The organism is Mesorhizobium sp. B2-4-3 (assembly GCF_006442815.1).
Lineage (GTDB): Bacteria > Pseudomonadota > Alphaproteobacteria > Rhizobiales > Rhizobiaceae > Mesorhizobium.
Window position 1 is genome coordinate 1 of the sequence record NZ_VFVL01000045.1, and the last position, 26,024, is coordinate 26,024.

General features: G+C 64.5%; 22 protein-coding genes. 9 read left to right on the forward strand and 13 right to left on the reverse strand.

Features of this window, described 5'->3' with window-relative positions:
- Positions 1-51 precede the first annotated feature (51 nt).
- Positions 52-417: a four helix bundle protein gene (locus tag FJ956_RS28190; RefSeq protein ID WP_140679342.1), complete on the reverse strand. Its 366-nt coding sequence runs from the start codon at positions 415-417 to the stop codon at positions 52-54.
- A 44-nt stretch (positions 418-461) separates the two neighbouring features.
- Here FJ956_RS28190 and FJ956_RS28195 point away from each other — a divergent pair, with 44 nt between their 5' ends.
- A complete protein-coding gene (locus FJ956_RS28195) occupies positions 462-1,748 on the forward strand; it encodes an FAD-binding oxidoreductase (RefSeq protein ID WP_140684098.1) in 1,287 nt (428 codons plus the stop codon).
- A gap of 257 nt (positions 1,749-2,005) precedes the next feature.
- Entirely contained in the window at positions 2,006-2,899 is an 894-nt protein-coding gene (locus FJ956_RS28200; protein WP_140684096.1) for an SH3 domain-containing protein, read from the forward strand.
- On the opposite strand, the gene FJ956_RS28205 is transcribed toward FJ956_RS28200, so the two are convergent.
- On the reverse strand, positions 2,883-4,193 hold the full coding sequence (locus FJ956_RS28205) for a Mur ligase family protein (protein ID WP_140684094.1): 1,311 nt from the start codon (positions 4,191-4,193) through the stop codon (positions 2,883-2,885). The genes FJ956_RS28200 and FJ956_RS28205 overlap by 17 nt on opposite strands.
- 158 nt (positions 4,194-4,351) lie before the next feature.
- Entirely contained in the window at positions 4,352-5,098 is a 747-nt protein-coding gene (locus FJ956_RS28210; RefSeq protein WP_140684100.1) for an SDR family oxidoreductase, read from the reverse strand.
- Between the two features lie 291 nt (positions 5,099-5,389).
- Between FJ956_RS28210 and zwf the strand changes: the two genes are divergently transcribed.
- Genes zwf through edd form a run of 3 tightly spaced genes read left to right on the forward strand, consistent with a single transcriptional unit; the run spans position 5,390 to position 9,440 of the window.
- Complete coding sequence (gene zwf / locus FJ956_RS28215) at positions 5,390-6,859, forward strand: glucose-6-phosphate dehydrogenase (RefSeq protein WP_140684092.1); 1,470 nt, start codon at positions 5,390-5,392, stop codon at positions 6,857-6,859.
- Positions 6,841-7,557, forward strand: a complete 717-nt coding sequence (gene pgl, locus FJ956_RS28220; protein WP_140684090.1) for a 6-phosphogluconolactonase — start codon at positions 6,841-6,843, stop codon at positions 7,555-7,557. Before zwf ends, pgl begins: the two co-directional genes overlap by 19 nt.
- A gap of 59 nt (positions 7,558-7,616) precedes the next feature.
- The gene (edd, locus tag FJ956_RS28225; protein WP_140684088.1) at positions 7,617-9,440 is read left to right on the forward strand and encodes a phosphogluconate dehydratase; all 1,824 of its coding nucleotides are present in this window, start codon (positions 7,617-7,619) and stop codon (positions 9,438-9,440) included.
- Between the two features lie 75 nt (positions 9,441-9,515).
- On the opposite strand, the gene FJ956_RS28230 is transcribed toward edd, so the two are convergent.
- The 4 genes from FJ956_RS28230 to FJ956_RS28245 all read right to left on the reverse strand — a co-directional run bounded on the left by FJ956_RS28230 (position 9,516) and on the right by FJ956_RS28245 (position 15,885).
- Positions 9,516-11,177 carry a VWA domain-containing protein gene (locus FJ956_RS28230; RefSeq protein WP_140684086.1) on the reverse strand — a complete coding sequence of 554 codons (1,662 nt, stop codon included), beginning with the start codon at positions 11,175-11,177 and terminating at the stop codon, positions 9,516-9,518.
- Between the two features lie 87 nt (positions 11,178-11,264).
- Positions 11,265-12,263 (reverse strand): GlxA family transcriptional regulator, encoded by a 999-nt coding sequence (locus tag FJ956_RS28235; protein ID WP_140684084.1) that lies wholly within the window; start codon positions 12,261-12,263, stop codon positions 11,265-11,267.
- Positions 12,264-12,282: 19 nt separating this feature from the next.
- The gene (gene folD / locus FJ956_RS28240; protein WP_140684082.1) at positions 12,283-13,182 is read right to left on the reverse strand and encodes a bifunctional methylenetetrahydrofolate dehydrogenase/methenyltetrahydrofolate cyclohydrolase FolD; all 900 of its coding nucleotides are present in this window, start codon (positions 13,180-13,182) and stop codon (positions 12,283-12,285) included.
- A 219-nt stretch (positions 13,183-13,401) separates the two neighbouring features.
- Entirely contained in the window at positions 13,402-15,885 is a 2,484-nt protein-coding gene (locus tag FJ956_RS28245) for a GumC family protein (RefSeq protein WP_140684080.1), read from the reverse strand.
- A gap of 200 nt (positions 15,886-16,085) precedes the next feature.
- On the opposite strand from FJ956_RS28245, the gene FJ956_RS28250 reads away from it, so the two are divergent.
- Entirely contained in the window at positions 16,086-17,381 is a 1,296-nt protein-coding gene (locus FJ956_RS28250; RefSeq protein WP_140684070.1) for a lipopolysaccharide biosynthesis protein, read from the forward strand.
- Positions 17,382-17,507: 126 nt separating this feature from the next.
- On the opposite strand, the gene FJ956_RS28255 is transcribed toward FJ956_RS28250, so the two are convergent.
- The 3 genes from FJ956_RS28255 to FJ956_RS28265 are packed head-to-tail and all read right to left on the reverse strand — an operon-like array spanning position 17,508 to position 20,391.
- A complete protein-coding gene (locus FJ956_RS28255) occupies positions 17,508-18,431 on the reverse strand; it encodes a DUF6492 family protein (RefSeq protein ID WP_140684068.1) in 924 nt (307 codons plus the stop codon).
- Complete coding sequence (locus tag FJ956_RS28260; RefSeq protein ID WP_140684066.1) at positions 18,428-19,222, reverse strand: WecB/TagA/CpsF family glycosyltransferase; 795 nt, start codon at positions 19,220-19,222, stop codon at positions 18,428-18,430. Before FJ956_RS28260 ends, FJ956_RS28255 begins: the two co-directional genes overlap by 4 nt.
- Entirely contained in the window at positions 19,219-20,391 is a 1,173-nt protein-coding gene (locus FJ956_RS28265) for a glycosyltransferase family 4 protein (RefSeq protein ID WP_140684064.1), read from the reverse strand. Before FJ956_RS28265 ends, FJ956_RS28260 begins: the two co-directional genes overlap by 4 nt.
- A 170-nt stretch (positions 20,392-20,561) precedes the next feature.
- On the opposite strand from FJ956_RS28265, the gene FJ956_RS28270 reads away from it, so the two are divergent.
- The 3 genes from FJ956_RS28270 to proC all read left to right on the forward strand — a co-directional run bounded on the left by FJ956_RS28270 (position 20,562) and on the right by proC (position 23,804).
- Positions 20,562-21,560: a glycosyltransferase gene (locus FJ956_RS28270; RefSeq protein WP_140684062.1), complete on the forward strand. Its 999-nt coding sequence runs from the start codon at positions 20,562-20,564 to the stop codon at positions 21,558-21,560.
- Complete coding sequence (locus FJ956_RS28275) at positions 21,529-22,848, forward strand: O-antigen ligase (protein WP_140684060.1); 1,320 nt, start codon at positions 21,529-21,531, stop codon at positions 22,846-22,848. Before FJ956_RS28270 ends, FJ956_RS28275 begins: the two co-directional genes overlap by 32 nt.
- Positions 22,849-22,988: 140 nt before the next feature.
- Positions 22,989-23,804 carry a pyrroline-5-carboxylate reductase gene (proC, locus tag FJ956_RS28280; protein WP_140684058.1) on the forward strand — a complete coding sequence of 272 codons (816 nt, stop codon included), beginning with the start codon at positions 22,989-22,991 and terminating at the stop codon, positions 23,802-23,804.
- A gap of 12 nt (positions 23,805-23,816) precedes the next feature.
- Here the strand turns inward: proC and FJ956_RS28285 are convergent, their stop codons facing one another.
- From FJ956_RS28285 to FJ956_RS28295, 3 genes are all read right to left on the reverse strand, one after another.
- Complete coding sequence (locus FJ956_RS28285; protein ID WP_140684056.1) at positions 23,817-24,209, reverse strand: type II toxin-antitoxin system VapC family toxin; 393 nt, start codon at positions 24,207-24,209, stop codon at positions 23,817-23,819.
- Entirely contained in the window at positions 24,210-24,452 is a 243-nt protein-coding gene (locus FJ956_RS28290) for a type II toxin-antitoxin system VapB family antitoxin (RefSeq protein WP_140684054.1), read from the reverse strand.
- Between the two features lie 109 nt (positions 24,453-24,561).
- Entirely contained in the window at positions 24,562-25,902 is a 1,341-nt protein-coding gene (locus tag FJ956_RS28295; RefSeq protein ID WP_140684052.1) for an NAD(P)H-dependent oxidoreductase, read from the reverse strand.
- Between the last annotated feature and the right edge of the window lie 122 nt (positions 25,903-26,024).

Here is a 26,024-nt window from a genome sequence, read left to right on the forward strand (position 1 = left end):
GTTGAACGTGTAGGGGAGTAGGGGAGTAGGGGAGTAGGGGAGTAGGGGAGCCTAGTCGGCTGCCAACTTTCGGATCAGAAGTCGAAGGAGCTTCCCGACGCTTTCAGTGCCGGCTAATAATTGGGCTGTTGCTTGCGACGCAATGCCTATACGTTCAGCGATCAGAAGCTGCGTTTCCAATTCCTTCAGCGACCCTTGAGCGATGCGGAGAAACTGCTGATAGGAGCCTCGAATCTCTCTGCCGTAACCCTCCGCTATATTCGAGGGCGCTGAAGTTGCGGAGCGGCGCACTTGGCTGGTAAGTCCATAGAGTTCGTCCTTCGGCCAGGATTTCGTCGCGCTGTAGACCGAGACAGCCAAATCCATTGCCTGCTGCCAGACCACTAAATCCTTGTAGGAGCCTGTTTTTTCAGCCACTGCCCCTACTCCCCTACTCCCCTACTCCCCTACTGCAGAGCATCATGCCCTACCAATCCCCCATCTCTCCCGGCCGTTCATGGTACGAGGACACAGCTGGACCGCGTCCTGAATACTCGCCTCTCGATGGCGACCGAACCTGCGATGTCGTGATCATGGGCGGCGGCTTCACTGGTCTTTCAGCCGCTGCGCATCTGGCCAAGGCAGGCGCGAATGTCGTGCTGATCGATGCCTATCGCTTCGGCGATGGCGCATCGGGGCGCAATGGCGGCCAGCTCGGCACCGGCCAGCGCGCCTGGGCAGAGGAGTTGGAGGCCGAATACGGTCTCTCCCGCGCCAGGGCGCTGTTCGACATGGCGGAAGAAGCCAAAGCGCATCTTCTGGACTTCGCCGCCGCCAACGCAATCGAGATCGACTATATGCCGGGCCAGCTTTCGGTGGCGCACAAGCGGCGCTATGTCGACGACTACAAGCGCCACGCCGAGATCATGGCGAACCGCTTCGGCTACCCGCATGTCAGCTTCATGGACGCGGCGGAGACAGCGGAGCGGCTCGGATCGACGCGCTACTTCGGCGGGGCCCGCGACACCGGCACGGGGCACATCCACCCGCTGAAGCTGGTGATCGGCACGGCGAGAGTGGCCACGGCCGCCGGCGCGCATCTGTTCGAGCGGACGCCGTCCACCGGTATCGCTTCCAACGGTGGCAAGGTGACGGTCACGACGCCCAGGGGCACGATCGCAGCCGACAGATGCCTGATCGGGGTCAATGCCTATGGCGGCAACCTGGAGCCGGTGAGCGCGGCTCACATCATGCCGATCGGTTCCTTCATCGGCGCGACCGTGCCGCTCGGCGCCGCCTCCAAGGTGCTGCCTGGCGGCGAGTCGGTCGACGATTCCCGCTTCGTGGTGCGCTATTTCCGCAAGTCGAAAGACGGCCGGCTGTTGTTCGGCGGCCGCGAGGTCTATGCCGTCAACGATCCGAAGGACATCCATATCCACATCCGCAGGCAGATCGCCGAACTCTACCCGGACCTTAAGGATGTCGAGATCACGCATGGCTGGGGCGGCTATGTCGGCATCACAATGCCGAGGAAGCCGTTCGTGCGCGAAGTGATGCCGAAGGTGATTTCGATCGGCGGTTATTCCGGCCACGGCGTCATGCTGTCGAACTTCTTCGGCAAGCTCTATGCCGAGACCGTTGCCGGCAATCGCGACCGCTTGAAACTGATCGAGGATCTGAAAATCCCCGCCTTCCCGGGCGGTCGGCGCTGGCGCGCGCCGCTTTTGTTCCTGGCGCTCAATTGGTTCGCGCTGCGCGACAGGATTTGAAGCCGGCCGGCCAGCCGAAGCCACCGATTCGACGCTGGCGACTTCCATGCGGCAGGTTGTGGAAGCGTTAACAAGCGCGCGGAATTTCGCAAATTGGCTCACTCATGCCATAATCAATAGTAAAAGATGCGATTATGGGCGAAAATCCGGGGATTTCGCGGGCCTGCCCGCAAAGATTTCGGGACCGATGCCGATCGAAGCCAATCGTTACGGCAATGATCGAAAGAACGTCGGCCCGTTTGTTGGAGGTGGTTTGAGTGAACGAGCCCTTCAGTTTCGGCACGCCGGAACGGCAGCGCTTCACAATGCAGTTCGGCTATAGCGTGCGGCCATCCTTCTGGCAGAGGATGCAGTCGAACGCGCATCTGGTCATTGCTGCGGTCGGCACCGCCGCGCTGCTCGGCGTGGCCGCGGTGGCGCTGTGGCTGTGCGTTCCAGGCAATGACCGTCAAGTGGCCGCGGCCAATGCCGCGCAAACCGTTCCGACAATCCCGGTGAAGACCACGAAAATCGCTCCGGCGGCAGCCGCGGTCACAGTGGCTGCAGCGGCGCCGCAGACCGCGCGCAAGGCGGACGCGGTTTCGCCGGCGACAGCGGCTCGCGAAGCCGGCATTCCGGCGCTGGCGTCGAACAGCCCCCGTTGGACGGCTTCGGACCCGAAAACCCCGCAGGACCAGGCCGAGGATCAACCTGCCCCGTCCAAGCAGGCCGCCGACCTGAACGCCGCGCAATCAACCGATACGGCCTTCGCCGAGCCCGCCGTCGAGAACGACGCTTCGGACGCGCTGTCGCAGGTCGCCGCCCCCGCGAGCGAGACGCCGGCGGCCGCGAAGAAGCCGGGCGACAAGATGGACGGTGCCCAAACCGCCGCCATTCCCGAAGCCAAGCCGCAGGTTCCAGATCCGCAGCCGGCAGCGACGGACGGTGCGGCCCAGCCCAAGCCGAAATCTCAAAAAGTCAGCGCGGCCGCAAACGGGCGCATTTTGAGGGCCGTGACCATGCGCTCGGGCCCGAAGAAGGGTGCATCCGCAATCACGACGGTACCGGCCAAGGCATCGGTGCAGGTGATGAATTGCAAGCAATGGTGCGAGATCGTCTATAACGGCAAGCACGGCTGGGTCTACAAAAGCTACGTCAAGACCGGCGCCTAAAGCTTGACCCGCCAAGCAGCCGTCCGAAGCGACGTTTTCTGCGCTCGAGCCTGCGATTTGCGAGGAAGGACTTGTGTTCCTCGAACGGCACTTCGTAGAGGCCGCAAGTCTGGCAACTTTCCCGTTTGCCGCACTCCGGAATCCAACATCTGACGTCGTGCGCCCAGGCGAGCGCGACGCGTTCCAGATGAAGGTTGGAGGAGCCTTTCAGTAGGATCAACTCGCCCGCCACGGCCGTGCGCCTGATATGGTCCGAGACATCTTTCGGTGCCCGTAATTCGACGAAGCGGCCGATGCCGCGATCAGCCTGATTGGCTTTCGAGCGATGGGCATGTTCTCCAACGTAGATCACCTGCTCCGCAATCTCGCGCGCGCTTTTGTAAGCGCGGGCGTATTTTGCATCCGAATCTGAAAAATCCGAGAGCTGGCCAAGAACGATCCGCTTTTTTCCCAGAGTCGATTTTGCCACCATGTCGAAGGCAAGAGCCAGCGAGTGCCAAGGCGCTTTGACAGAGTCGACGATGAAATGCGGACCACCTTCAGGAATGAGCACCTGGCAGCGATTGTCCAGCGGCTGAAATGTCCTCACCCTTTCCTCCACAACCTGGGGAGGAATTCCAATTTCAAGCGCAGTAGCCGCCGCTGCTGCCGTTGGCAGCCAGAAATGCTCGCCTGGAAACGGCGTTTCAAGGTTAAGCACGCCTGTGCGCCAGTGCAGACGGAAGCTGAGGGTGCGCGGATACGCGGCGCTGATGCCCGAGACACGATAGTCGGCAGCCTCGGACTCCCCGAACGTCACGAAGCGGTGGCCGGATGCCATGCCAACCACGTTGGGGTCGTCAGCATTGAGCACGGCAAAGCCGCCCGGCTCCAACGCATCGACGAGCGCCCCCTTTTCGCAGGCGACATTCTCCAGGGTCCTGAACCGGGAGGCGTGTTCGAGCCGAACCATCGTGATGACGGCAATATGAGGCCGCAGCAATTCCGCCATCGGCCTGATCGTATCGGGGCCGGAGGCGGCAGCCTCGAAGATGGCGTAGTCGGCTTTGCCGCCCTTCGCCATGCGCCTGTAGAGCATGCTGACCAGCGGTCTGATGGTGTTGTCCAGGACTTGTGCATGAACCGCACCGCGACCGGCCAGGATATGTCCGAGCAGACTCGCTGTCGTCGATTTGCCCGAACTTCCGGTAACGCCAATGAAAGTCGTCTTGCTTCGCGCCCGGGCGTGCCTGGCCCGCAACAGACGCAGCTGCCACGCCAAATTCTTGCGAATTTCCTGTAGACCCGCCTTCATCGCGACCCAGCCCCTGTTCGTTATGCCTATCGCCGTGACGTCGAGTCAATCTCCGCCGCGCGTGGCGCGGCTCAGCCTTCACCAGGTCGCAGGCCCGCTTCTGGCATTGGGGGCGGCGCAATAATCAATTGAAACCGCCATGCGCTTCCTGAAGCGACTCAGATACAACGCCCGCCATCGACCTCGAGCGCCACGCCGGTGATGAAGGCGGCTTCATCCGAGGCGAGCCACAGCGCCGTGTTGGCGATATCGAGGGGTGTCGAAAGCCGGCCGAGCGGGATCGAGGCGCGGAATTTCTCGCGGATCTCCGGCGTGTCGGCGCCCATGAACTTCTCCAGCATGCCGGTCTCGCCGGCGACCGGGCAGAGGCAGTTGACGCGGATGTTCTTCGGCGCCAGCTCGACCGCCATCGACTTGGTGGCGGTGATCGCCCAGCCCTTGGAGGCGTTGTACCAGGTCAGGCCTGGCCGCGGCCGAAGCCCTGCCGTCGAGGCCGTGGTCAGGATGACGCCGCCTCCCTGCCGGTCCATGATCGGCACGACGGCAAGCGCCGCGTGATAGATCGCCTTCATGTTGACCGCGGTGATCAGGTCGAAGGTTTCCTCATCGACGCCGAGCATGTCGCCGTTGCGATGGGTGAAGCCCGCATTGTTGACCATGATGTCGATGCGGCCGAAAGCGCTCTTGGCGGCATAGATCATCTCGTCGAATTCGGAGCGCAGGGCAACGTCGGTCTGAGTCCAGATCGCGCTCTCGCCGATCTCTTCGGCCACCCGCTCGGCGCCCTTGGCGTTGAGGTCGGCGACGACGACGCGCGCGCCCTCTTCGGCGAAGCGCTTGGCCATGCCTTCGCCGAAGCCCGACGCGGCACCGGTGATGATGGCGACCTTGTTTTCCAGACGCATGGCTTTCCCGCTCATTGGATTTCCACAATTCTTGAATTTCCGGCTGCTGCCCCGGACGGCGATATCTCCCTTAGCTTTCGTCACATTCGCGTTCTATGCTGCAGTCGCGAACACATCCGGAAGCCATGGCTTGCCGACAAGCCTGCCGGCAGCGTGAGTGTCGGGAAACATGTGGACCGATGCAAGTGCAAGCGATTGGCCCTCACATGTGACACCATGGCACTGGAAAATTTAAATCGATTAGAATATAGCAACCACGCTGCCCGCACCAGGCATCAAATCGGACTGACCATGACCAGCCAGATCATTCCTGTCGATCCCTTCGACTTCATCATCTTCGGCGGCACCGGCGACCTGTCGGAACGCAAGCTCCTGCCATCGCTCTATTATCGCCAGTGCGGCCACCAGTTCTCCGAGCCGACGCGCATCATCGGCACCTCGCGCGCGAAGATGACCGATGCCGAATTCCAAGCCTTCGCCAAGAAGGCGATATCGCAGCATGTGAAGCCGGCCGATATCGACGCCAAGGAGCTGGAGAGCTTCCTGGCCAGGCTTTCCTATGTCTCGGCGGACGCGACTACCGGCGCCGGCTTCGACAAACTCAAGAAGGCAATCGGCGACAGCGACCGCATCCGCGCCTTCTACCTCGCGGTGGCGCCGGCGCTGTTCGGCGACATCTCGCACCAGCTCAAAGAGCACAAGCTGATCACGCCGAGCTCGCGCATCGTGCTGGAGAAGCCGATCGGCCGCGACCTCACCTCGGCGCGGGCGCTCAATGACGCTGTCGGTGACGATTTCCACGAAAGCCAGATCTTCCGCATCGACCACTATCTCGGCAAGGAAACGGTCCAGAACCTGATGGCGCTGCGCTTTGCCAACGCGCTTTACGAGCCGTTGTGGAACTCGGCTCAGATCGACCATGTCCAGATCACGGTCGCCGAAACAGTGGGTCTCGAGGATCGCGTAACCTACTACGACAAGGCGGGTGCGCTGCGCGACATGGTGCAGAACCATATGCTTCAGTTGCTCTGCCTGGTCGCCATGGAGACGCCGTCGTCGATGGACGCCGACGCCGTCCGCGACGAGAAGCTGAAGGTGCTGAGGGCGCTGAAGCGCATCAACGGCAATGAGGCGCCCAAGCACACGGTGCGCGGCCAGTATCGCGCCGGCGCCTCGGCGGGCGGTCCGGTCAAGGGCTACATCGAGGAGCTGGGCAAGGACAGCAACACCGAGACCTTTGTCGCCATCAAGGCCGAGATCGGCAACTGGCGCTGGGCCGGAGTTCCGTTCTACCTGAGGACTGGCAAGCGGCTCGCCACCCGCGTCTCGGAAATCGTCATCGAGTTCAAGCCGATCCCCTATTCGATCTTCGGCGAGAGCGCCGGGCCGATCTTCGCCAACCAGCTGGTGATCCGGCTGCAGCCGGACGAAGGCGTCAAGCAGTACATCATGATCAAGGACCCGGGACCGGGCGGCATGCGGCTGCGCCAAATCTCGCTCGACATGAGCTTCGCGCAGTCCTTCCAGGGACGCGCGCCGGACGCGTATGAGCGACTGATCATGGATGTGGTGCGCGGCAACCAGACCCTGTTCATGCGCCGCGACGAGGTCGAAGCGGCCTGGAAGTGGATCGACCCGATCCAGAACGCCTGGGAAAGCGCCAGGCAGGAAGCGCAGGGCTATACGGCTGGAACCTGGGGGCCGTCGGCCTCGATTGCCTTGATCGAACGTGACGGACGGACATGGCACGAGAGCAATTGAGCGAAGTCCGTTACGGCTGGAACGGCTTTGCCGATCGCCAGGATCTGGCGACGGCGCTGGCCGGGCAGATTGCCGAGCGGCTGAGCGGCGCCATCGCGGAACGCGGCACCGCGCTGCTCGCCGTGTCCGGCGGCACCACGCCGGCGAAGCTCTTCGCCGTGCTGTCCACCACGCCGATCGCCTGGAACAAGGTCATCGTGACGCTGGTCGACGAGCGCTTCGTGCCGCCGTCCTCGCCGCGCTCGAATGCCGGGCTGGTGGCGGCGAACCTGCTCCAGAACAAGGCAGCCGCGGCGCGCTTCGTGCCGCTCTACCATGAGGCGGCAAGCATCGAGGACGCAGCCGCGGCGGACAGCGAAGCACTGCGGGCACTGCCCTGGCCGCTCGACGTGGTGATCCTCGGCATGGGCGGCGACGGCCATACGGCCTCGTTCTTTCCCGATGCCGGCAACCTCGAGGAATTGCTCGACCCTGCCTCGCGGCGGATCGTGCTGCCGGTGCACGCGGCGAGCGGCGGCGAGCCGCGGCTGACGCTGTCAATGGCGCGCATCGTTGCCGCCGGCTTCGTCGCGCTCCATATCGAAGGCGAGGACAAGCGCGCCGCGTTCAACGGCGCGATGGGTCCTGGCGCGAAGAAGCCCATCCGCAGGGTGCTCGAGGCGGCGCCGAGACCGGTAGAAGTGTTCTGGGCACCCTGATTGCAACATGACGTCCCGACGGCGCTGGGAGGACGCTGCCGGGCTCGAAAGGACGGACCATGACAGCCAGACGCGATATCGAAGCCATCACGGAACGCATCCGCCAACGTTCGAAAGCCGGCCGCGAAACCTATCTCGGCCGCATCGCGGAGGCTTCCAGCCGTACCGCCAATCGCGCGGTGCTGGGCTGCGGCAACCTCGCCCACGGCTTTGCCGTGTGCAGCCCGTCCGAAAAGATCGCGCTCGGCGGCGACCGCGTGCCGAATCTCGGCATCATCACCTCCTACAACGACATGCTGTCGGCGCATCAGCCCTTCGAGACGTTCCCGGCACTGATCAAGGAAGCCGCGCGCGAGGCCGGCGGCATTGCTCAGGTCGCCGGCGGCGTGCCGGCGATGTGCGACGGCGTCACCCAAGGGCAGCCCGGCATGGAGCTGTCGCTGTTTTCGCGCGACGTGATCGCGATGGCAACCGCGATCGGCCTGTCGCACAACATGTTCGACGCGGCCGTGTTCCTCGGCGTCTGCGACAAGATCGTGCCCGGGCTGGTGATCGGGGCGCTCACCTTCGGGCATCTGCCGGCGGTGTTCATACCGGCCGGGCCGATGACGACCGGCCTCGCGAATGACGAGAAGGCCCAGGTCCGCCAGCTCTATGCCGAGGGCAAGGTCGGCCGTGCGGAATTGCTCGAGGCGGAGTCCAAATCCTATCACGGCCCTGGCACCTGCACCTTCTACGGCACCGCCAATTCCAACCAGATGCTGATGGAGATCATGGGCCTGCACACACCCGGCGCCTCCTTCGTCAATCCGGGCACGCCGTTGCGCGACGCGCTGACCAGGGAAGCGGCCAAGCGGGCGCTGGCGATCACCGCGCTCGGCAATGCCTACACCCCGGTCGGACGCATGATCGACGAGCGTTCGATCGTCAATGGCGTCGTCGGCCTGCACGCCACCGGCGGCTCGACCAACCACACCATCCACCTGATCGCGATGGCCGCCGCGGCGGGCATCGCGCTGACCTGGCAGGATATCTCCGACCTGTCGGAGGCGGTGCCGCTCTTGGCGCGCATCTATCCGAACGGGCTTGCCGACGTGAACCATTTCCATGCCGCTGGCGGTCTCGGCTTCCTGATCCGCGAATTGCTCGACGAAGGCCTGCTCCACGAAGACGTGCAGACGGTGTGGGGCGAAGGCCTGCGGCCCTATGCAGTCGAAGCGCGGCTCGGCGACGACGGCGGCGTGGTGCGTGAGGCGGCGCCGTTGAAGAGCGGCGACGAGAAGGTGCTGGCGCCGGTGAAGCAGGCATTCCAGTCGACTGGCGGCCTGAAGGTGCTGGGCGGCAATCTCGGCCATGCAGTGATCAAGACCTCCGCGGTCAAGCCCGAGCGGCGCATCATCGAGGCGCCGGCGAAGGTGTTCGACAGCCAGCAGGGGCTGAACGACGCCTTCAAGGCCGGCCAGCTCACCGGCGACTTCGTCGCCGTCATCCGTTTCCAGGGCCCGAAGGCCAACGGCATGCCGGAGCTGCACAAGCTGACCACGGTGCTCGGCATCCTGCAGGATCGCGGCCAGCGCGTGGCGCTGGTGACCGACGGGCGCATGTCGGGCGCTTCCGGCAAGGTGCCGGCGGCAATCCATGTGACGCCGGAAGCGGTCGAGGACGGACCGATCGCCAGGATCCATGACGGCGACGTCATTCGGCTCGACGCCGACGCCGGCACGCTGGAAGTGCTGGTGCCGGGAACGGAATTCGCGCTGCGCCGCACGGCGGAGGCCGACCTCATCGGCAACGAGTTCGGCTTCGGTCGTGAGCTGTTCGCGGGCTTCCGGCAGTTGGTCGGGCGGGCCGATCACGGCGCCGCCGCGTTTGGAAATGCCTGATCTCTTCCCCAATGTGCCTTACGAAAAAGGGCGGCTCGGAGCCGCCCTTTTTCGTTCGTTCGCTAACCGCAACGTCTACTGAACGGTGATCTCGGCCCGCTCGCCGGCCTTGATCGTCACCGGCATTTCCTTCTCCTGGCCTTCAGCGGACATGTGGCGCACGACAACATAGTCGCCGGCGGGGACCGTCTGTTGCCAATTATCACCATAGGTCAGGCCGAGCGACTTGCGCTTGCCCTCGATATCCTTCTTCGACGAGAGCACCTCGATCGAATAGGCGCCGGGCGCCGACATCGCCAGCACGCCGGCGCCGAGAGCCACCTTCACGTCCTGATTGTCGCCGGCCTTGATGCTGAAGGGCTGCTCGACGACGGCGAGATCGAGCGTGGTGAGCGCGACATAATCATCCGGTGGCAGCCAGAACTTGCTGTCAGGTCCGTAGGAATGCTCCACGCTTTCACGTGAGCCGTCGATCTTCTTCTTCGCCTTGACGATCTCGAAGCCGATGCCGGAATTGTCGGCTTTGTCGCCGCCGGCGGTGTAGTAGGCGTTGAGCACGGCATGACCGACGCCGACGACGATGTCCTTCTCGACGGTCTGCCCGGCAGCAAGCTGGACGGTCTCGGTCGCAGTGCCAGCGCCGATCTGCACCGTCACCTTCTGCTCGCCGGCAGGGACGGTCGCCTTGGCGTCGCCATAGTGCGTGGTGCTGCCGCCAGGGTAGGCGAAGTCGACACGCGCTTCGCCGCTGATCTCCGAGCCCTGGCTAGCATGCGGATGAATGACCAAAGCGCCGGCGTTCAGCGTGAACAACGGGCTGTAGGTCTTGCCAGCCTCTATCTTGATCTTCTGCTCGCTCCTTGCCTCGTCATCGCGGCCGACGACGATGTAGTCGCCCGGCTCGATATTGGTCTTGAGCACGCCATATTCGGTCATGACTTGGTCGCCGCGCGTGCCGTCGGACTCTGCCTTGTAGATCTCCCAGGCATTGCCGTCGGTAATCGGATCGCCGCCCTCGGCCAAGACCACGCTCGGCATGAAATTGAACTCCGGCTTGGCCGATTCGGGCGCGGGAGCCGGCGCCGGTTCGGGCGCCGGCGCGGGGGCTGGAGTGGGAGCCGCGACGGTCTCGACCAGGGCTTCCTGCAGCGCCTTCTCGTCGGAGGCCTGGATGTATTTGCCGCCGGTGTTTTCGGCGAGGCAGGCGATCTGCTTGCCTTCGTCGGCGGTCAGGCCGAAGCCGACGACATCGGCGGTGAAGTCGACGCCGCTTTCCTTCAGCTCCTTGCCGAGCGCGCAAGGATCGCCGCCGCAGGTCTCCAGACCGTCGGTGATCAGGACCACCGTCGCCTTGTCCTCGGTGTATTTCAGCGCCTCGGCGGCCTGCTTGACAGCGGCCGTGAGCGGCGTCTTGCCGAGGAATTTCATGCTGTCGGCCGCCGACGAGATGGCGCTGGCGGAACCAGCTTGCGGCGGCACGATCAGCTCGATGTCGTCGCAGCTGCCTTTGGTGCGGTGGCCGTAGGCCATGAAGCCGATCTCGTCGTCGGCCGGAACCGACTGCAGCACCGTGCGCAGCGATTCACGCGCGATCTCCAGCTTCGGCTTGCCGTCGATCTGGGCCCACATCGAGCCTGATGCATCAAGGATGATGATGACCTTGTTGGCGGCAAAGCCGAAACTGGTCATCGACAAAAGCAGGAGCGCCGCAGCGACGCTCCGTATCAGTCCCGCCATGGAAATCTCCTGAGAGCAACCCTCGTCCGCGTTGCGAAAGCTATTTGAGGCGGCATTCGGAGACAAGTCCGAAGGCCGGCGAGTCACTCAATAAGTGGTGCGCCGCTCTTCCGATGGCGGACGGCCGAACTGCAGCCGGTAGCTCTGCGCGAAATAGGAATGCGAGGTGAAACCGGTGGCGATCGCCACATCGAGGATCGGCATGTTGGTCTGGCGCAGCAATTCCCGCGCGCGTTCGAGCCGCAGCCGCATATAGTAGCGGCCAGGCGTCACGCTCAAATGGCGCAGGAACAGGCGCTCGACCTGACGCACCGACAGGCCCGCCGACTTGGCAAGCTGCACCGCCGACAGCGGTTCGTCGAGATGGTCGGCCATCAATTCGACGATGCGCCTGAGCTTTTCCGACTTTCCGGTGAGGTCGCGCTCCGGTCCGACGCGCTGGCGGTCGCCGGCCGAGCGGATGCGCTCGTGCTGGAACTGGTTGGCGACGCCGTTGGCGAGATTGGAGCCGAAATCGCCGCGCACGATCTCCAGCATCAGGTCGATCGAGGTGGTGCCGCCAGCGCAGGTGTAGCGCTTGCGGTCGATCTCGAAGACATTGCCGGTGCAGTTGATGTCGGGGAAACGCTCCATGAAGCCGGCGCGGTTCTCCCAATGGATCGTGCAGCGATAGCCATCGAGCTGTCCGGCCTCGGCCAAGAGATAGGAGCCGACCGAAAGCGCGCCGAGCGCATTGCCGCGCCGGCCCCAGTTGCGCAGCGCCGCCAGCACCTTGCTTTTGCCGGGGAATTCGGTGGTGAGCCCGACCGAGACGAACAGGATGTCGACCGGCGGCATGTCGGCGACCGAATAGTCGATCTTCAGCGGCAGGCCGTTCGAGGCCATCACCGCGTCGCCATCGGCCGAAATCGTCGTCCAGCCATAGAAATCGCGGCCGAGCAGGCGGTTCGCTGAGCGGAAGCAGTCGATGGCCGCGGCAAGCGAGAACATCGAGAATTTGTCGACCAAGAGAAAACCGAACTGACGGCCGCCCTGAACGGGATCGTTCGCGATCGGCCGTTCAACGGGAGCAATCAGGTTCGGCAATGCAAAGGCTTTCTCAAAATCAGAAGGACGGCCGCTTCAATCCGGCCGCGAGGTAGGCGGAAGCTACAGTGTTCGCCATCAGCATGGCAATGGTCATCGGCCCGACGCCGCCGGGGACCGGCGTGATGGCGCCCGCGAGCTTGGCCGCTTCGGCATAGGCGACGTCGCCGACCAGGCGGCTCTTGCCCTCGCCCTTTTCGGGCGCCGGGATGCGGTTGATCCCAACGTCGATCACGGTGGCGCCGGGCTTGACCCAATCGCCCTTGACCATCTCCGGACGGCCGACGGCGGCGACCAGGATGTCGGCGGTGCGGGCCAGGGCTGGCAGGTCTTTGGTCCGGCTGTGGGCAATGGTGACCGTGCAGTTGGCGGCGAGCAGCAGGTTGGCCATCGGCTTGCCGACGATGTTGGAGCGGCCGACGACGACGGCGTTGAGGCCAGAAAGGTCCTTGCCGCGCACCCGCTCGATCAGAAGCATGGAGCCCGCTGGCGTGCAGGGCACGAAGGCCGTGTCGAGCTCGCCGGTGCCGAGCTTGCCGACGTTGATGAAGTGGAAGCCGTCGACATCCTTTTCCGGGGCGATGGTCTGGATGACCTTGCCGGCGTCGATATGGCCGGGAAGCGGCAGTTGCACCAGGATGCCGTGGATCGACTTGTCGGCGTTGAGATCGCTGATGATCTTCAGCAATTGTTCCTCGGTGGTGTCGGCCGGCAGCGTATGCTGGAGCGAATGGAAGCCGCATTCCTTGGCGGTGCGCGATTTCGACGCGACATAGACCTGGCTTGCCGGGTCTTCACCGACGATCACCACCGCAAGGCCAGGCTTGGTGGCTCCTTTGGCCGACAGCTCCGCGGTCAGAGCCTTGACCTTCGAAACCACGTCCTCGGCGACACTCTTTCCATCAATCACTTCGGCCATCACCAACCCTCAGCTTCGCTTCGGGGCCTGCATCTATGCATGGCCCCATTCCTCGATCGGCATTGTCGATCCACCAAAGCGAGACGCTTGCGGCCGAAATGCAGCGCGGCATTTTCACCAAAATTCGACAAGGCAATCCCGTCAAAGCGTCGTCGGATGCCGTAAACCCGAAACCGGCCGCTTTTATCGAACCGCGAGTGGTTTAGAAATACGGGCGGTTTAGAAATAGCGGCGGCGCGTGCGGCTTTCGGTCAGCTCGCGCACCGCCTCGCGAAATTCGCGCAGGCTGGCGCGGATATCGTCGATCTCGCCCTGCTGATCGGCGGGGGGCTGGCCGGCGGGGGGCTGGCCGGCGGAGGGCTGGCCTGCCTCGCCGGCGGCCGGCGACCGCGGATGATAGGGTGCCGCCGATGCCGAATAACGATCCTCGTAGGGATCGGTCCGGCCATGGTCCGGCTGGTACGAATAGGAATAGCCCTGCTCGTATGGCGGCCGGAAATTCTCCCGCGCCGATGGTTGAGCCCCAGAATAGCGCTCTTCCCGGCTGGGCGCGCGCCAGGCGCTTTCGGGCGGAACAGAGTCCATATCCACCGTTTCGGCCGGCTCGCGCCGCACGAAATAGCGAACCGCCGAGGCAAGCGAGCCGAAAAGCCCCGGACGACCGGCATCGTTGGCCGGTTCCGGCGGTGGCGCGACAGGTTGGACTGGAGCCGGCGCGGCTGCCGTCATCGGAGGCGGCGCTGGAGGTGAGGCAGGCGGCGGTGTGTAGGCCGCAGCCGGCGATGGCGTGAATGACGCGGCGGGCGGCGGCGTGAAAGCCGGAGGCGGTGGCGGAGCGACGGGCGAGGCAGGCGGCGTAACGAGCGGCGGCGCGGCGCGATTGGAATTGCTCTCGAGCGCAGAAGGACGGTCTTCGATCCTGCGGCGCGAGCGGTTATCGGCCGTCTCGCGCAGGCTCGCATAGACGCCGCGCAGCCCGCCGAGGCCGATGCCGGCGAACAGGCCGGCGATCAGGCCGGCCAAGGCCATCACCGCGCGCGACGGTCCCTTGGCTTGCAGCGGCGCATAGGCGTCCGAGATGACGCTTATGTTGGCGGTGTTGATGTCCTTCTGCTCGCCGGTTTCCTTGGCGCGCAGCAGGAACTGCTCGTAGACGGAGCGCTTGGCGGCGGCCTCGCGCTCCAGCTCGCGCAGCGAGACCAGATTGTTGTTGACGTCACCGCTCTGCACCTTGGCCTGCGCCAGGCGCGACGACAGATCCTGCTCGAGCTGGACGGAGCGCTTCAGGTCGACCTGCAGGGAGGACGCGATGCGTTGCAGCTCGGCGCCGATGCGCTCGCGCGCGCCGGCGAGCTGGGCGTTGAGCGCCTCGATCTCCGGATGGCGGGGCCCGAGCCTGACCTCGGCGCGATCGGCTTCCTGCTTCAGCGCCGCATATTGCGAGCGTAGCTCGCTCATCATGTTGGAGTTGATTTCCTCGGGCAAGGTGCCGCTAAGGACCGAATTGACGTTCAGCGAGCGGGCCGAGGCGGCGCGGGCATTGAGCTCGAGCGTGCGGGCGCGGGCGACGGAAAGCTGCTCGTTGAGCTTGAGCATCTGGTCGTCGCTGATCAGGTGGCCCTGCGCGTCGACGAGGTCGTGCGTCGCCCTGAAATCCTCGACCTGGCGTTCGGCCGTCTCGACGCCCTTGCGCAATTCGCCGAGCCTGCCGGTGAGCTCGTCGTTGGCGCGGCCCGCCGTGCTGGACTGGATCTCGCTGGAGATCTGCCTGAAGGCCTTGACCATGGTGTTGGCGATCAAGGCGGATTTCTCGGCGTTCTGCGTGGTGGCGCTGACCGAGACCACGAAGGTCTTGCCGCCGCGCTCGACGTCGAGGCTGTCATACAGATTGCTGACCGCCAGCGCGCGCTTGCGCGCTTCGTCCGCGGCGCCGGCATCCTGGCGCGACAGGATCGAGCGCAGCGTCGACATCAGGCCGAAGCCACCCTTGCCCTGACCATTGAACTCAGGGTCATTGGTGAGGTTGAGATCGGTGACGACCTTGTTGAGCACGGTGCCCGAGGTGAGGATGCGCACCTGGTTCTCGACGATGGCGAGGGTCGCGTCCGAGGCGACCACGTTCTGCGTCAGGTCGCGATCGGTGAGCTTGAGGTCGCGCGGGTCGACAATGACGTCGGTGGTGGCCTCATACTTCTTCGGCGTCGACAAGGCGATGGCGACGCCGAGCGCCGCGCCCAGGATGGTTGTCGACAGGATCAACGCCTTGGATCGCGTGATGCCGTGAACGACCTGCATCGGGTCGATCAGCGGTTTCCACTCCTCGGAATCGCCGACGGCAGGCGGCCGGCCTGCATGGCGAGGTTCGGGAGCGGCCTGTGGCTGGCGGCCTTCCGCAGTGGCCCCGTAGCCCTGCTCGAACAAAGCGGGCCGATTTCTTCCCGCCCGGTCGTCCCCGGTTTCGGCCGGATCCGAATCCGGTTCCGCCTGATCATGGTCAAATCCGCTGGTCTCGGCGGGACGCGGGTTCAACTTTTCTTCGCGCTCGGAACGCGCGGCGCGATGGCGCGCGGCTGCGTCCTCGCGCCAGGAAGAATTGGCCCGGTCGCCGATCGAGACCGTCTTGTCGTCGCCACGCATGGCTTGGCCGAGCGCGAGCAGAGAACGCTCGCGCCTCCAGTCATCACGGTTATCCCTGTCGACCATTGTGCTGGAACTTACCCTCTGGCGGCTTGGGCGCGCGGATCGGCCAATCGTTAAGCCACGCTAAACAGGCATAGGAAACAAACGGTTAATTTTGCGCCTCGACGGGAATAGTTTTTCGCCTTGCTCACGGCATTTCAGCGCCGTCGAGACGGACGCCAGAACGCCGCGTTAAACTTTCCAGCCTATGTATCGCCCCGGATATGACCCAGGCCAGCGACATACCGCAAAGGCGGACTTTCGCGCGGATCGGCCGCTTCGTGGCCACCCGCCGGAAACTGGTGTCCGACTATTTTTCGGCGATCAGCGGCGCCGGCGGCCGGCTGGTGTTCTCGCTGGCCTATTTCGTGGCTTTGGCCAACACGCTTTCGATCGCCGAGTTCGGCATGTTCGCGACCGCCTCGGCCGCCGGCATCATGCTGTCGCGCATCCTCGCCTTCGGATTCATTTCGGCGCTATACCGCACCGCCACCATCCGCCCCAACCTGATCGGCACGTTCACCGCCGGTTTCCTGCTTCTCGGCGTCTTGTCGCTGCCGTTCCTCGCCGCTGCCTCCTACGGCGTCTATCTGATCTTCTTTTCCGGCACCGTGCCGCTATCGGTTTTCGCAGCGGTCGTCTTCGCCGAAGCGCTTCTGTGGCGGCCGGTCGAAGTGGCGCTGATCGTCAACAACGGGCTCGGCAAGTTCGGGCGGGCGGCCGTGCTCGCCATCCTGGCGACGGCGCTCAGGGCAGTCGGCGCGATCCTGTTCATGCTTGGCGCGCAGCACAGCATCGGCGCCTGGTCGCTGTTCTACATCGGCGCCAACGCCGCCTCGCTCATCGTCGCCTTCGTCTTCTTCTATCCGCGCCAGCGGCTGAGGCTGCGCGCCGAGCTTTATTTCAGACGGCTCGCCGATTCCATCTATGTCGCCGGATCCGAAGTGCTGTTCTATCTGCAGATGGAGTTCGACAAGCTCCTGGTGCTGTCGATCGGCGGACCGCATCTGGCCGGCATCTACGCCATCATCATGCGGCTGGTCGACCTCACCGCAATCCCGATCCGCACCTTCTCGATGATGCTGGTGCAGCGCATGATGCGGGCGCCGGAACTGCTGTCGCGACTGGCGGTCAAGAGCGGCATCGAAGGCGGCGTGTTCCTGGTCTCGACGCTCGCGCTCGTGTCGCTCGGCGTCGTGCTGCACTTCTTCCCGACCGCGCTCGGCAAGAATGTCGCCGAGGCGGCACCGCTGGTGGCGCTCGCGGTCTCAGTGCCCGGCCTGCGCAACCTCGTCGAATACCAGGCCGAGCTTCTCTTCGCGCGCGGCCAGACGGCGGTGCGGGCGATCAATCTCGGCCTGCTCGCCGGATTGAAGGCCGTTCTGCTCACCTATGTGCTGACGACCATCCCCGACACGGCCAATCTGGTCCTGTCGCTCAACATCGTCTTTTTGCTGCTCTATCTCGCCTCGATGCTGCTGACCTATTCGGCCATGCGCCGGCCGGCCAAGGCGATCTGATTCAGGTGAGGCCGGCCTGCAAACAGCGGTTTCCTGCGCTTCCGGTGCTCACGTACTTTAGTACGCTCCGCTCCGGTTCTCGGAAGCCGCTGTTTTCGACTCGGCCTGACCTGAATCCTTCGCAGGCTAATCAAGACCGATCAGGCGGCGGATGCGGCCGATATCGGTGCCGATGAAGGACTGCATGCCGATCGCCACCTGTTCCGGCGCCATGGTGTCGATGAAGCGACGGAATTCCTCATCCGACAGCGGCTCGCCGTTCCAATGGACGCGGCAGAATTCCTCCGAACCATGGAAATGGCCGGCGCCTTCAAGCACGTCGTCGACATAGCGGCCATAGATCATGCATTCGGAGAACCGGCGCGCCGAACCGACGACGCCGACCCAGTCGCGGCCATGCACCTTCTCGACGCGCTCGCACATCGCGTTGACCGTCTCGCGGCGCCAGGCGATCAGCGTCGAGATGTAGTCGTGGCTCGATTGATTGGCAGCATCGATGCCGAGCGCGGCGCCGGCATTGCGCGACCAGATGCGATGCTCGTCGTGTCCATCGCCCGCCAGCACGCCGTCGCGCCGGAACAGCCGCACCTTGCCGTCGCGCCAGAAGGCGTTCGCGTCGCAGGGTTTCAGGAAGGCGACGTCGGAATCGCAGAAGACCAGCACGTCCTCCTTTGCCTGCCCGGCAATGGCAATCCGGCGTAGCTGCTGCACATGCCAGCCGCGCAGGGGCTGCGTTTTCAGGCTCAGCCAGACACGGCGGCGGAAGCCGCTCAGCGGATCGTCGAACACGCGCAGCCAACGCGGCAACAGGTCCCGCTCGTCGACGACGCTGCGACGGCTGCCTTCCAGCTGGCGAAACAGCGCGACATCACGATGCTCGGTGAGGATGTAATGATGCGCCACGCCGGTGACATGGCGGTCGATGGTTTCGCACAGAAGCCGGCAGCGCTCGAAATCGGGAGCGTAGCTTGCCGTGACGATCGCAGCCGAGGGCATTCGCGGCAGCTGTTCGATGGCGGTGGAGGTACCCGGCACGAAGCGGCTGTTCACCGGCGCGCCTCCGCTGGCCGCGGCCCGAGCGACAGCTTCTGCCTGACGACGCGCCACAGGAAGACCGGATTGCCGACGATGTAGCGACGCCACAGGCGGCCGGGTTCGATCCATAGGCGGAACAGCCATTCGAGCCGCAGCCGGCGCAGCCATAGCGGGGCGCGCGGCACCGAGCCGCTCATGAAATCGAGCAGCGCGCCGACGGCGACCGGCAGCGTGCAATGGCGGCTGTCGATGTGGCGTTCGATCCACAATTCCTGGCGGGGCACGCCCATCGCGACGAGCAGCACGTCCGGCCGCAGCCTGGCGATACGCTCGAGGATCGCCGGCTCCTCGGCGGCCGAGAAGAAGCCGTCATGGATGACGACGAATTCGTGCTGCATGGCGAGCGTCGAAAGCTTCGTGGACGCGGCCTCGGCATTGGCGCGCGTCGTGCCGAGCAGCGCCACGGTCAGCGGGTGCGACGAGGCCTGCAGGAAGGCCGGAATGAAATCGGTGCCGTTGAGGTTGCTGGGGAAAGGCGCGCCGTAAAGCAGCTTTGCCGCCATGTCGACGCCGACGCCGTCGGGGAGGATAAGGAAGTCTTCCAGCGCCTCGGCAAAGACCGGATCGGTGCAGGCAAGGTTGGCATTGTGAGCGTTGAGGAAGCTCACCTTGGTGAAGCGACGCTCGTCGATCAGCCTGGTGAGCAGGGCGATGGCCTCGTCCCAGCGTATGGCAAGCACCGGAATGCCCAAAATGGTCTTGAGCGTATCGAAGCCGAAGGCGGCGCGCGCGCTGTGCATGTTCATGCGGCGGCCTCCTGCCTGACGGCGCCGAGCTTCTCCAGGCCAAGCCCGATCGCGGCGTCGAGCGCCTTGAGCTGGCGGCGATGGAAGGCGCTGCCGTCGACGTCGCGGACATTGGCCGCGGCCGCCTGGAGAGCGGCGGCGAAGGCAATCGGATCGTCGGTCACCACGCAATTGTCGGGACGATAGCCGATGCCGCGCAGCGAGCGGCTGGTGGCGACGGACGGCAGGCCGAGCTCGAAGGTCTCGATGGTCTTCAGTTGCACGCCACTGCCGGCGGTGCTGATCAAGGGGATGACGGCGGCGCCGCGCACGAAGGCTTGCGCATCCGGAACCCTGCCGGCGAAGGAGACGCCGGGATGCGGCGAGCTGACGCCGGAGGGCATGTGGCCCGCGATCCTGATGCGGAAATCCGGCTTCAGATGCGGCACCACCTTGCTCAGGAACCAGTCGAGGCCGATGCGGTTGGGCTGCCAGGTCCAGGTGCCGATCAGCGCGGCGTCGCAATCGATATGGCGCTTTGCCTTGCTTGCGGGCGCCTGCGCGCGGGTCACCAGCGGCAGCACCGCAGAGCGCCGGTCGGAGGCGACGCCAAGTGCGGCGCGGTCTTCCTCGGCCAGCGTGAAGACAAAACGCGCGGCGCCGCAGAGCCGCTCCTCCATGACCTTGAGGAGCCTGGCCTCGCGGCGGAACATCCAGCGCTGAAGCGCGCTGCCGGCCTCGGCCGCATTTTCCTCGGCCGAGCGATGCTCGACATTGTGCGCGACGAAGACGAATGGACGGTCGGCGAGCGCCTTTTCGAAAGCGCCGGCGAACTGCACCGAGTTCAGGACATAGCCATCGAACGGACCGGCGCGCTCGATGGCGGCGCGAACCTCGGCATCAGGAACGACGCGCAGCTTGACCGAGGAAAAGGTGAGGCCGGAGAGAACCGCCTTGCCCAGCCAGGCAAGCTTGCGCAGCGGCGAAGCGCTTTCGGTGCGAACCTCGACGGCGTCGAGCACGATGGTGTTTTGCGGATCGGACGGGGCCTTTCCCGGCCAGATGAAGCCGATCACCGTCACGCGCACGCCGGCCCGCCGCAGCGCGTCGATGATCGCGGCGTTGGCAATCTCGTAGCCCGAGGCGAGAGCGCCATCAGGCACGATCGATGTGGCGAACAGCAGATGCATTTCACCTATCCTTGGCTGCAGCCGGTAGCAAAACGCGGTGAAGCCTTGATTAAATGGCACTGTCAAAGGCCAAAGACCCGCCATTTCCGACAGGCGGACGAGAAGGTGATTAACGAAGCGTTATCACCACGATGCTATCGAGGGCCCGGAACCCACGCTGCTGGAAACGGATGATCCCTTTGCCGTCCGACGCTTCTGTATCGATCGCGGGGCGGTCGCCAGGGCTTGCCGCCGAGACCGTCGAGGCGGTCGTGACGCTGCCGACCTTCAAGCGGCCGAAGCAGGTGCTCGAAACCCTGGCTTCGCTCAAAGCGCAGCGGACCGACCGACGCTTCGCCGTTATCGTCATGGAAAACGACGCCGAGGCGCGCGAGGGCGCGGGCGCGGTGCTGCCGCTGTTCGAAATAGGCGAGATGCCAGGCATGGCGATCATCGCGCATGAGCGCGGCAATTGCAGCGCCTACAATGCCGGCTGGCAGACGGCGATCCTGCAGTTTCCCAACTTCAAGCACCTTTTGGTCATCGATGATGACGAGATCGCCGAGCCGGACTGGCTGGAGCGCATGTGCGAGGCGGCCGAGAGCCTTCAAGCCGACATTGTCGGCGGACCGCAAGTGCCGGTCTTTGCCGATCCGAGCCACGCCAGATGGGCCGAACATCCGGTCTTTGCACCACCCTATCGTGAAACGGGCCGCGTGCCGGCGCTTTATTCATCCGGCAACCTTTTGGTCGGGCGCAACGTGCTCAAGGCCATGGGACCGCCCTTCCTCGATCTTAGGTTCAATTTCATGGGCGGCGGCGATTCCGACTTCCTCAGCCGTTCCGCGCAGAAAGGCTTCGTGCTCGGCTGGTGCGCCGAGGCAAAAGTCAACGAGACAGTGCCGGCCCGGCGCGTCGAGGCCGACTGGATCCGCGCCCGCAGCCTGCGCAATGGCGTGATCTCGACGCTTGTCGAAAAGAAGAAGCGGGCCGGCACACCGTTTGCCGATCTTAAGGTATTCCTGAAGAGCCTGGCGCTGCTTGCGGCCTCGCCGTTGCGCGGCGCCATCCGGCTGGCGCGCACCGGCTCGCTGACGAGCGGCCTCTACCCAATCTATGTCGCGCTCGGCCGGGTGCTTGCCGAATTCGGATATGCCAATGAGCAATACCGACAGCCTGAGAAGAACTGAGCGCGCCCCGCTCAGCGCCGCCTTCACCAAGGAAGGTCTGGCGACGGCTATCGCCGCGCTCTTGTTCACCGTCATCATCGTCTCGTTCCGGCCCTTCCAGCCGGCGGGCGCGGAACTGACCGGCGACGGCGGCGACATCGTCAACCAGCTCGGCTTCGGCTCGCTCGGCGCGGCCTCCATCTTCTCGCTGCTGGCCTTCGCCGACCCGCGCGTGGCGCGCTCGCTGGTGAGCCCGTCCTGGGCGCTGATGCTGGGCTTCTTCTTCCTGTCGGTGGTGCTCGCCACCGATCCGCCGGCGGCAATGCGCGCCGCCTCCTTCACCATGATCGGCATCATCACCATGGCGACGATCCTGGTACTGCCGCGCGAAGCCGATTCCTTCGCCAGGGTGGTGATCTTCACCGCCGTCGTGGTGATCGGCCTTTCCTATATCGGACTGATCGTCTTCCCGCATGAGGCGCTGCATACCGCCGACTCGCAGGAGCCCGAGCATGCCGGCCTGTGGCGCGGCGTCTTCACCCACAAGAACATCGCCGGTCCGGTGATGGCCTGTTTCAGCTTCGCCGGGCTCTACCTGTTCCGGCGCGGCCAACGCTGGTGGGGCGCGGGCATCTTCTGCGCGGCGATGATCTTCATGCTGCACACCGGCTCCAAGACGACCGCCGGGCTGATCCCGTTCTCGATCATGATCGTCGTGCTCCCCAGCCTCATCGGCATGCGGCTCGGGACGCCGATCCTGTTCGCGCTGGCGATCATCGCGACGGCCGTCGGCACGCTTGGCATCGTCTTCATCCCACCGGTGAAGCATCTGGCGGCGATCTATTTCCCGAACCTGACCTATACGGGGCGCACGACGCTTTGGGAGTTCGCCGGCGAGATGCTGGCGAAGAGACCATGGACCGGCTACGGCTATGAAAGCTTCTGGGGCACGCCGCTGCTGCTCAACCAGGACCAGCCCTTCGACCGGCCCTGGGATATTCGCACCATCGTGCATGGCCATGACGGCTATCTCGACATCGCCGTGCTGATGGGCATCCCGGCGCTCTGCGTCGCGGTCTACACCTTCCTGATCGCCCCCTTGCGCGACTACATGCGCATCCCGGCGCGCAAGGAAAACATCTTCCTCGGCGACTTCTTCATGATGGTGGTGCTGTTCACGGCGCTGAACGGTTTCCTGGAAAGCTTCTTCTTCCACCGCGGCGATCCCGTCTGGCTATTCTTCGTGCTGGGCGTGCTTGGCTTGAGACAAGTCTCGCTGCGGCCGATCCCGGTTCGCCTTTCAAACTAGTTGGTTTGCGCAATTCCGGACGGAAAACCGCTTCACACTTTTCCTGGAATTGCTTCGACCCTGGCCGATCGATCTCCTGCCGACTGCCCTTTTCCGTTGCGGCGCAACCGTCTAAGGAGGGCTTTCTTACGGAGGTTTTCATGACGATCAGGCTGGTTCTCGCCGGTTGCGGCAATATGGGTTACGCCATGCTCTCGGGCTGGCTAAAATCCGCCAAGCTCGAGCCGCGAGCGGTGTTCGTGGTCGAGCCCAACGCGGAACTGCGCCGGCGCGCCGAACATCTCGGCTGCCACGCCGCAGCCGACGCTGCAGGCATTCCGGCCGACGCCGTTCCCGATCTTGTCGTCATCGCTGTAAAGCCGCAGGTGATCCGCGAGGTGACGGCGCACTACAAGCGCTTCGGCGACGGCAGGACCAGCTTTCTCTCCATAGCCGCCGGCACGCCGGTCGCCACCTTCGAGGAAATTCTGGGCGAGCTCGCGCCGGTCATCCGCTGCATGCCGAACACGCCGGCGGCGATCGGCAAGGGTATGATGGTGGTGTTTTCCAATCCGCTGGTTTCCGACGACGTCCGCCGTTTCGTGACCGAACTGCTCTCCGCTAGCGGCGTCGTGACGACGATCGACGACGAAGGCCTCATGGACGCCGTAACCGCCGTCTCCGGCTCCGGCCCGGCCTATATCTTCCACTTCATCGAGGCGCTGACGATCGCCGCCGAGAAGGCCGGCCTTCCCGCCGCGACCGCCAAGTTGCTTGCCATGCAGACCGTCTTCGGCGCCGCCTCGCTCGCCGCCCAAAGCGACGAGGAGCCGGGCGTGCTGCGCCAGCAGGTGACCAGCCCCAACGGCACGACCGCCGCGGCGCTTGCCGTGCTGATGGGCGGCGATCGGCTGACCAAGCTCGTCACCGAAGCCGTGGAAGCGGCACGGCTCAGGTCGATAGAGCTGGGGAAATAAGGCCCGTCCGCATCACGCAAGGTCGGTGTGGGAAAAATCATTGCCCTTATAGAGCAAAGGCATGCCCCGACTTTTTGCCGAGGCATACGACAGGCAATCGGCGAGGTTGAGCTGGGCCGGATGACCCCGACCCTTGCCATATTCGGAGAAAGCCTGAATCGCGAGCTTTGCATCGCCGCTTTCGATCGGAACGACTTCCACCTCAGCCTCCCGCAGAAACTCTTCTATCGCCGCTTCGGCAACGACCGGCTGGACGGCAAGCATCGATGAAAGCCGCATCGCCGCTTCGAGCATGACCAGCGGAGATGTTATGCGCCGGGACGCCAGCTCTATCCGGCCGCTCCATTCGGCTGCGTCTTCCTCGTCCGCCAGGATGGCGACGACGACCGAGGTGTCGATGAACATTCAGGAATGTCCCCACATCTCGTCGACCTCATCCTTGCTCAACGTCTTTCCGCCTCCGCCGGCCTTGGATTTGAAATCTCGGGAAATGATGGCAAGCCGTTCGGCCAACGGCGTCTGTTTGCGGTGGCGCTGAAGTTCGGATTCCAAGGCCCCGATTACCGCGTCGGTCATCGAGATGTTTCGTTTTTCAGCAAGCTGGCGCGCGAGCTCTCTTGCCCGCGGATCCCTGATTTGAAGATTCATCGCTGTGCTCCATATCCGCCATGACAATATAGCGCGACTGTCATGACAATGCCAACCGCCGCTGTCTTGCTACCCGGCCGCCAGGCGGAGCTGCGCACAAAGAAGCGGCTCAGCCCGACAGGGCAGGCGAACCGATCTTGGTTCCATAGAGCATATCGTCCTGCAGCCGGCGCAGGGCGTAAAGTCTCGTCGTCCGGTCCGGCGCGGCATTGTCCTCAGTCAACAACTCGCCCTTCTTCACCGGCTTCAGTACCTTGCCGCCTTCGAGCAAGCCGACCGGCACGGCGCGGATCGCGCGGGCATCGGCAACGGTCATGGTCCAGGAGCGGTAACAGGTCTCGCCGATGGCATCGAAGATCTCCCCCGCGGCAAGGTCGCGCTTGGCGACCGCGCAGACTTCCGCCACCGGTCTCGGCAGAGGCACCATGTCGGATTTGCCGTGGAGCATGATGCGGGCGGCGGTGAGCGGCACCTCCAGCGAAGTCAGGTGATAGGGCCGGAACAGGCCGTAATAAGGGCCCTTGCCGACATGGAGATCGTCCATGCGTTCGACGACGCGCGGGTGCATCGCCTCGACGATGACGAAGACGCCGGGCGCCACGCCCTTGCCGATCGTGTAGTCGACGACGCCTTTCCTCGACAGGAGGCCGCCATCCGCTCGCGGGATCAGCACCTTGGCCAGTTGATCGCGATCGGCCTTGGGGCCGTGCATGCCTGGAACATCCGGGACCAGGCCGGTGGCGTTGGCGATGGCGCACATCTCGACCATGGTTTTCGAGCCGTCGACGAACTCGACCAGCATGCGCGGGTTCATGTTGCGGCGCGTCGCCTCTTCCCGATAATCGTCCGGAACGGCGTCATGGTTGAGAGGATTGTTCTTGCCCTTGCCGGCCGCGACGATGCCTAGCCCAAGCGCCGAGGCGAATTCGATCAGCTCCATGCAGCTTGACGGCTCGTCGCCCGCGCCGACCGAATACACGACGCCCAACCGGTCGGCCTGCTGCTTCAGGTAGCAGCCGATGGTCACGTCGGCCTCGACATTCATCATCACCAGATGCTTGCCATGCTGCATGGCCATCAGGTCGAAATCGGCGGCAACGCCGGGTTTTCCGGTGGCGTCGATGACGACGTCGATCAGCGGGTTGGTGACCAGCATCTCGTTCGAGGTGATGGCGATCCTGCCGCCCTCGATCGCCCGGGTGACCCCGGAGCCGGTCTCGGCCTCGGCGGCAATCGCCTCGTCGCCATAGGCGATGCGGATCGCCTCGCGGGCGGTGTGCGGGCGCCGCGTGGAAATGGCCGCGATCGAAATGCCCGGCATCAGCATGCCCTGCGTCACCAGATCGGTACCCATCTCGCCGGAGCCGATGACGCCGATGCGCACCGGCCTGCCCTCGGCGGCGCGTCTGGCGAGATCGCGGGCAAGCCCCGTCAGGGCGAGATTGGTCATGCAAGAAGATCCACGGCTTTTGCCTCCGGCCCGCAATACAGGGAACGATCCCCGTTTGCCAACCAAACCAGACTGGTATGGCGATTTCTTGCGCATGCTTTGCAAGGCCGCAGCAGATTTTC